At 60.0% G+C, this 6,869-nt stretch carries 10 protein-coding genes; 7 read left to right on the top strand and 3 right to left on the bottom strand.

What is annotated here, in order from left to right:
- The 6 genes from RIC54_RS19520 to RIC54_RS19545 all read left to right on the top strand — a co-directional run.
- A partial coding sequence (locus tag RIC54_RS19520; RefSeq protein WP_350151339.1) for a transposase occupies positions 1 to 128 on the top strand: 128 nt, incomplete at its 5' end.
- 377 nt (positions 129 to 505) lie between these two features.
- Positions 506 to 715 (top strand): ribbon-helix-helix domain-containing protein, encoded by a 210-nt coding sequence (locus RIC54_RS19525; protein WP_350085034.1) that lies wholly within the window; start codon positions 506 to 508, stop codon positions 713 to 715.
- A gap of 13 nt (positions 716 to 728) precedes the next feature.
- Positions 729 to 1,889 carry a DNA cytosine methyltransferase gene (locus RIC54_RS19530; protein WP_350085032.1) on the top strand — a complete coding sequence of 387 codons (1,161 nt, stop codon included), beginning with the start codon at positions 729 to 731 and terminating at the stop codon, positions 1,887 to 1,889.
- Complete coding sequence (locus RIC54_RS19535; protein WP_350085030.1) at positions 1,889 to 2,962, top strand: Eco29kI family restriction endonuclease; 1,074 nt, start codon at positions 1,889 to 1,891, stop codon at positions 2,960 to 2,962. The genes RIC54_RS19530 and RIC54_RS19535 overlap by 1 nt, the downstream gene beginning before the upstream one ends.
- Positions 2,937 to 3,380 carry a very short patch repair endonuclease gene (locus RIC54_RS19540; RefSeq protein ID WP_350085028.1) on the top strand — a complete coding sequence of 148 codons (444 nt, stop codon included), beginning with the start codon at positions 2,937 to 2,939 and terminating at the stop codon, positions 3,378 to 3,380. Before RIC54_RS19535 ends, RIC54_RS19540 begins: the two co-directional genes overlap by 26 nt.
- 72 nt (positions 3,381 to 3,452) lie before the next feature.
- Positions 3,453 to 4,148 (top strand): recombinase family protein, encoded by a 696-nt coding sequence (locus RIC54_RS19545; protein ID WP_350085026.1) that lies wholly within the window; start codon positions 3,453 to 3,455, stop codon positions 4,146 to 4,148.
- 103 nt (positions 4,149 to 4,251) lie between these two features.
- Here the strand turns inward: RIC54_RS19545 and RIC54_RS19550 are convergent, their stop codons facing one another.
- Positions 4,252 to 4,404, bottom strand: coding sequence for a hypothetical protein (locus RIC54_RS19550; RefSeq protein WP_350085024.1), 153 nt, complete (start codon positions 4,402 to 4,404; stop codon positions 4,252 to 4,254).
- Between the two features lie 348 nt (positions 4,405 to 4,752).
- On the opposite strand from RIC54_RS19550, the gene RIC54_RS19555 reads away from it, so the two are divergent.
- Positions 4,753 to 5,595, top strand: coding sequence for a hypothetical protein (locus RIC54_RS19555; RefSeq protein ID WP_350085023.1), 843 nt, complete (start codon positions 4,753 to 4,755; stop codon positions 5,593 to 5,595).
- Between the two features lie 130 nt (positions 5,596 to 5,725).
- Here the strand turns inward: RIC54_RS19555 and RIC54_RS19560 are convergent, their stop codons facing one another.
- Both RIC54_RS19560 and RIC54_RS19565 read right to left on the bottom strand, forming a co-directional pair.
- Complete coding sequence (locus RIC54_RS19560) at positions 5,726 to 6,361, bottom strand: TRAP transporter small permease subunit (RefSeq protein WP_350085022.1); 636 nt, start codon at positions 6,359 to 6,361, stop codon at positions 5,726 to 5,728.
- Positions 6,362 to 6,371: 10 nt separating this feature from the next.
- Positions 6,372 to 6,839: a TRAP transporter large permease subunit gene (locus RIC54_RS19565; RefSeq protein WP_350151345.1), complete on the bottom strand. Its 468-nt coding sequence runs from the start codon at positions 6,837 to 6,839 to the stop codon at positions 6,372 to 6,374.
- Between the last annotated feature and the right edge of the window lie 30 nt (positions 6,840 to 6,869).

Raw genomic sequence — 6,869 nt, forward strand, 5'->3', positions numbered from 1 at the left:
GCAACCTCATCGAGCACATGTTCGGCAGGCTCAAGGACTGGCGACGCATCGCGACACGCTACGACCGATGCGCACACACCTTCATGAGCGCTATCTGCATCGCCGCTACCGTCATCTTCTGGTTATGAGTCCTGAGCCTAGCGTTGCTTCCGACGCGGACCAAGAAGCGCCAAACAAGAACGTGGTTCCAGTGATCAGGTCACAAGCGGCAAGAACGGCCAATCCGCTCGCCAGGAAACCGAACAGGTCGTAGTCGGAAAAGCGAAAGACCTGATCGAATGCACTCTCCGTTGCGTTGGCCGTCAATATCTCGTACGCCTTTGGATGCTCAGCCCTGTATGTAGTGTGCATCTCGGCATGATCAACAGGCGCTTATCCAGAACATGCCCCGATCCGACGAGGAGAGGGCAATGATATCTCTTCTTGTTGTTCTTATTATGTTCTCACGCTATGTTCACGTCAACCATCGCTCCGGTTCTGGACAAGAGACCAGTGGCGCAGCACAATGCCGCGGAATGCTGCGGAGGTTGTATTGGGCAAGGACGGTCGTGACGCCCGAAGGCTGACGACCACGGTCTCCAGGGACCAGGCCGAGCGGTTGGAGGAGATCGCGGAGCGGAATGGCGTGAGTGTCTCATGGCTGCTTAGGCGCGCTGCCGAACGGCTGATTGAGGAAGCTGACGGTGGACCGCTTCTTCCGTTCTTGGAACGATAATGGGAGGCGGATGATGCGCAGCGTCGAGTTGTTCAGTGGATGTGGTGGTCTCGCATTGGGGCTTGCGCGGGCAGGCTTCAAGCATGACCTGTTGGTGGAGTTGAACGGTGACGCGTTCGCGACGCTCGAACTGAACAAGAAACGCCGGATCGCCCACATTCGAGATTGGAACCTCCTCAACGCGGACGTGAAGGGCGTGGGGTGGAGTGAACTCGACTTGGTTCCCGATGTTGTTGCGGGAGGTCCACCATGCCAACCGTTCTCCATCGGCGGCAAGCACCGGGGCCATACCGATGATCGGGACATGTGGCCCGAAGCCGCGCGCGCGTTGGGAGAGCTGAAGCCTAGGGCGTTCATATTCGAGAACGTTCGTGGTCTTACACGTCCGGCTTTCGGCGAGTATCTGCGTTGGATTAAGGCCGCGTTGGAGAGGCCGAACCACGGACGCCAGTCAGGCGAAGGCTTCGAGCAACATCTGAGCCGACTGGAGAAGATCAACTCAGACCCGCTCTACGACGTGCGCGTTGAGATTGTAGACGCGGCTGATTTTGGTGCGCCGCAACGCCGCCATCGCGTCGTCGTGGTTGGGGTCCGACGCGACCTAGGCGTCTCGCTCCCGGACCTCAAGCGGACCCACAGCCGAGATCGGCTCCTGTGGGATCAGTGGGTGACCGGAGCGTATTGGGAACGGCACGGACTGCCTCGGCCCTCATCGATACCAGCCAACCGGCAGGATGCGCGTACAGTGCAGCGTCTTGCCACCGTTCTTCTCGAACCCGATGGCGAAGCATGGGTCACGGTTCGTGACGCACTCGCCAGCTTGGGTGAGCCCAACGGCGTTGACGGTCATGTGTTCCAAGATGGCGCTAAGGTCTACCCCGGCCACACCGGCAGCCCGTTGGACAGCCCAGCGAAGGCGCTTAAGGCCGGTGATCATGGAGTTCCAGGTGGTGAGAACATGATGGTTCGCGACGACGGTACGGTACGCTACTTCACGATCCGCGAGGCCGCCCGGTTGCAGGGTTTGCCAGATGATTGGCTGTTCGCGACCTCGTGGAGCGAGAGCATGCGCCAGTTGGGCAACGCCGTCCCATCGCAATTGTCACAGGCCTTGGGCGAGTGGGTTGGGCGCACGCTGGGCAGAGCATCAGTTCAAACGAGCAAGGCGGCATAGTGGCGAAGAAGCCAAACACGCTTGAGCCGACTGTCGATGCTTTAAGGCTCAAGATCGCGGAATTGGAGGCTGCGGTATCAAGTCTCCCCAAATCGGGGGCCAGACGAGACAAGATTGTAGCTGATATCGGCAAGTTGGCGCGGGCGTTGATTGACCTGAGCGTCTCGCTAGACCGTCGACCTGATCGGGCGATCATGACTTTCCTAACCGACACTCTCGATGACTTGGTCGTTCGATCAGCGGAATGGGGATCGACGGCTCAACGTGATGCGCGGTCTGCGCTTACCGAGATCGTAGCGAAGTTGGCGACAATCGCAGCCGATCTCGACCCTATTCGGGAACCTGTCGATTTCTTCGACCCGACCCGCCCAGAGACGGCCGGTCGCCTTGTGGCAATGGCTCTGATCGAGCAACAGAGGCTTCCGTTGTCTATGGTCGGACGCATGTACGGATCGGGCGTCTACGCCATCTACTACACGGGAGACCATCCCGCCTACGTTCGCATCTCAGGTACAGAGACACCGATCTACGTCGGCAAGGCGGACCCCGCCGAACCGGAGGCCCGTAACGCCAGGGCACAAGGTCCGCGACTTTCGGTGCGGCTCCAAGACCACAGGAAGATGATACGAACGGTCGCGAAGTACGCTCTTGAGAACCCTAGTGCCGATAACCCACCTCTAGACTTGGATCACTTCGACTACCGCCGACTTGTAGTCGCGACCAACGCACAACTGGTCGCGGAAAGCCTGCTGATCAGCATCTTCAAGCCTGTTTGGAACAGCGACATGAACGTCTGTTGGGGCATCAGCAAGCACGGCGACGCTGAGGAGACGCGTCGCAATAAACGATCTCCATGGGATGTCTTGCACCCCGGTCGAAAGTGGGCGACGAGCAACGAGCTTGTAGACGCAAAGCCACGAGACACGATCCTCAAGGAGATAGACGCGCACTTCGAGGCATATCCACCTTTCAAGGACCGGTCTTTGATCATCGATCGGTTCCTTGCCGAGTTCCAACAAGCGCCGGTCGAACTTGGGAGTGGTGACGATGGTGACGAGCAAGAAGGCGCGTAGACGCTTCAAGCCGCCACTCAGCCGCTCCGAGGTGATGTCGAGGGTTCGAGCCAAGAACACCCACCCAGAGATGATCGTCCGTCGCGCCTTCTGGAGTAGCGGTCTTCGATACCGGCTTCACGCCAAGGACCTTCCGGGCAAACCTGACCTCGTATTCCGGTCCAGACGGGTCGCCTTGTTCGTTCACGGATGCTTCTGGCATGGTCACGAGGGCTGTCCCAACCACCGCATCCCTAAAACAAGATCGGAGTGGTGGAACGCGAAGATCACCCGCAACCGGGAACGGGACGCAGACGTGAAGCGCCAGTTGGAGGACTTGGGCTGGAAGGTGATCGTCATTTGGGAGTGCGAGACGGGGGACGGCCTTGTTGTGGGCCAGATAGTCGAAGAAGTGTCCCAGTCAGACAAATTTCCTTAACCCTATGAAATTGCGTGTTTTAATTCTCAACGTGGGTTAGGAGTTTGTACACTCGCCCCTTGGGGATAGCCGATGCCTCAGTCCCGCTACGTCGCGTATTACCGTGTTTCAACCGACCGCCAGGGTCGAAGCGGGCTGGGCCTGGACGCTCAGCGGCGGGCAGTGGAGGACTACCTGTCCGGCTTGGGCCTAGTTCCGGTCACCGAGTTCGTCGAAGTTGAGAGTGGTAGTCGGAACGACCGGCCCGAGTTGGCGCGAGCACTGCATGCATGTCGCAAGCAGAGTGCCCGGCTGATTATCGCGAAACTCGACCGGCTCGCGCGGAATGTGGCATTTGTATCAGGTCTGATGGAAAGCGGCGTCGATTTCGTCGCATGCGACATGCCGACCGCGAACCGTCTGACTATCCACATTCTAGCCGCCGTGGCGGAGCATGAGCGGGAGATGATCTCGGAACGGACCCGGGCAGCGCTTGCCTCGGCCAAAGCGCGAGGCACGGCACTCGGCTTCGCAAGCCCAACGTTGCGACCATTGCAAAAGATGGCATCCCAGGCTGGCGGGGCTCGCCTAACAGCCAACGCAGACGACTTCGCGGCCAATGTCGCACCTCTGATCAATGCAATTCGGGCACGCGGCATCTACTCGCTGAGAGGCATCGCGGGCGAGCTGAACGCGAGAGGAATATCGGCTCGGCGCGGTGGGTCGTGGACCGCATCGTCTGTTCGGAACGTCCTAACACGGACTGCTTCAATCGAGTTGGGGCATTGAGGTTTGCACGGGGGCTTCCATGGGAGACAATGGACCAAGGACCCAACCCCAAAACTGACAACAGATGCAGCGATATGAGATCGGCTGTCGCGTGGAGCCCAGCTCAGCCAAACAGGATCGTATTGAGCTTCAGCTGGGCACATGGCGCGTTCAGGGCCTGGATGTGCACCTTCAGGAGTACCTGATAGCCCTGGGCCGACAGTCGGAAGTTCCCGGCATCATGGGGGACATCCCTGTCATCGGTGGAGCCGGGCACGAGCCACCTCGATGGTTCGCTTCTGCCCGAGGGTCGCCGAATGCGCCGTCGCTGCCGTTTCGTGGTGAGGGTCAAGGTTCTGGTCGACGGTCCGGTCGCCCCCTCTTGGCTGGCCACATCAGGTTCTTTCCAGCACGGGCCTCCGTTTCGAACGATCCAGTAGATCGATCCGCATGGAGGGCGACAGCTCATCTGAAATTGAACCCGACGAGGTTCGTTGCGCACCAGCCCCTTCCAAGGTTCTGGAACGCGCGCGACGATGAGTGGGCCACGCTCGACCTCGCGCGGTTTGATCCAGTGCGCATGGTGACAACACGACCAACGCTCCGCATTCCCGATGAGACGGTCTTGGACAACAACGACAACGTCTTGCTTGCGAGGAGACGGGTCCGCCTTGGACGCCAATGGGCATGGAGCGCGTACAGCCGACTGTACTGGCATTCCGTCATTCGCCTCGTGCACACGCTGATGATCTCAGGCGACGTGGCGAACCCTAACCTCCATGTCGGATTTCGGCCTGAACTGAACCTCGAAACCGTCGAGACATATTGGGAATTCAGTGTCGACGACCCACTCTCGTTCGTGCGCCGCATCCAGCCATGCATAGCAGCGCAGGGTTTCGATCCACAGGCTCGCAGCTTCGGCTTTCCACGGGGCTTCGTTGTTGAAGGCGGAGCAGGGAACACATTGTCCTTGAAGGTGCGCGTACGTCCGGGTGTGTATCTGGTGGTCTACGCGAAGACTACGCGCCGGGTCCGTTTTGAAATTCGCCACAAACTGAAAGAGGATGCGCAAGCCCTGGGCGGCTCGCACACCTCTGAGGGCAACCTCGATGTGTATCTGCAATGGCTTGAACGATTGGCCGGAGATGCGTCGGAGCATCTGAACAGGGTCCTTGGGGAGCTTGATCGGTACTTGTCTCCACCCCCTGTTGGGCATCCACTATGGCTCTTGGTATCGCGTGTCCACCACGTCGCTAGGGACGAAGGTGAGGCCGAGCTAATCCTATCCCTGCTGGTCAACCGCGCCACGATCCAGCTTGGCCCGAACGACCCGCTCAGAGAGCCCGTGAAGGCGTTGGAACGCCAAGGTATCCTTCGACGTCCCCTCACCAACAGGCAAGTCTATGTCCCGTCCGATGGCTATCGCCGGTCGATAGAGCAGCTCCGAGAACTGGGGGAAAGGAGTTGATCGTGCCGATCTTCGGTGCGAATGTGTGGTACACTTTGGTACCGAATGGCGCTTAACGGACATCATTATATCAACGACTTAGAGACGGCTGGAACGCTTCCCTCCTCCGCTACCAATTTTCCCCAAGCGATCAGTTGAACGCCGAGAACGAGCTGTCGGCGATCTTGTCGACGTCGGCGGCTGCGGCGAGCTCCTCCGGGCCGAACAGCCGGGCGCACAGGCGCAGGACCATGGACAGGCCCGACAGCAACAGCAGCACGGGCCCCAGGAAGACGAAGAACTTGATGATCCAGCGGTTGTCGATGCCGTTCGCGGGACCGGAGTTCTCGTCGCTCAACCAGGCGCTCATGAAGAAATCCCAGCTGTAGTACGAGAAGACCACAAGGAACGGCGCCAGCAGCAGGATGCCGCCGGCGAGTTCGACCATCATCCGCCCGCGTACGCCGAGCCGGGGTCGAAAGATGTCCAGCCGGACATGGGCGTTTCGGCTGTAGGCGTAGCCGAGCGCGCCGAGAAAGATGATGGTGTGCAGGTGCCACTCGGCGTCCTGGAAGATCGGCGAATTCAGGTAGCCGTGCAGGTTGTTCTCGATGACGAAGGGAAGCTTCCGCAGGAACTTCCGGCTCACAGAATCGACGATGATGATCGCGATGAGCGGCAGGATCAGCCAGGACACGGCCCGGCCCATCAGGACCGCGGGTGCATCGGCCCAGCGTGCGATCCGAATCAGGTGTGGCCAGACGCCGGCCTCGAGGGTCGGTTTCATCGCCGGCACCCTACAGGTCGAACAGTCGATGGGGCAGGTAGACGACGATCTGCGGCCATGCCAGGACCAGCGCGACGCACAGCATCTGAAGCGCCACAAACGGCACGATCCCCACATAGATCTGCCGCATGGTGACCGACTTCGGGGCCACGCCCTTGATGTAGAACAGCGACAGCCCCATCGGCGGCGTCAGGAACGACGTCTGTAGCGTGATCGCGACCAGCACCGCGAACCAGTAGATCACGTCCGGCTGGGCGATGTGCGCGCCGAAGTCGAGCGGCACGATCATCGGACCGAACAGCGGCACGGCGATCAGCAGGATCTCCAGCACGTCGAAGAAGAACCCCATGAGGAAGATCAGCAGGATCGCGAGCAGCAGCACGCACCAGGGCCCGAAGTCCGTGGCGCCCATGAAGGTATGGACGAGGTCGTCGCCGCCCAGGATGCGGAACACGTAGGGAAAGGCGGTCGCACCGATTTAGAGGCAGAAGATCATCCCGATGATCAT

Source organism: Thalassobaculum sp., from assembly GCF_040219215.1.
In the GTDB taxonomy this organism is placed as follows: domain Bacteria; phylum Pseudomonadota; class Alphaproteobacteria; order Thalassobaculales; family Thalassobaculaceae; genus Thalassobaculum_A.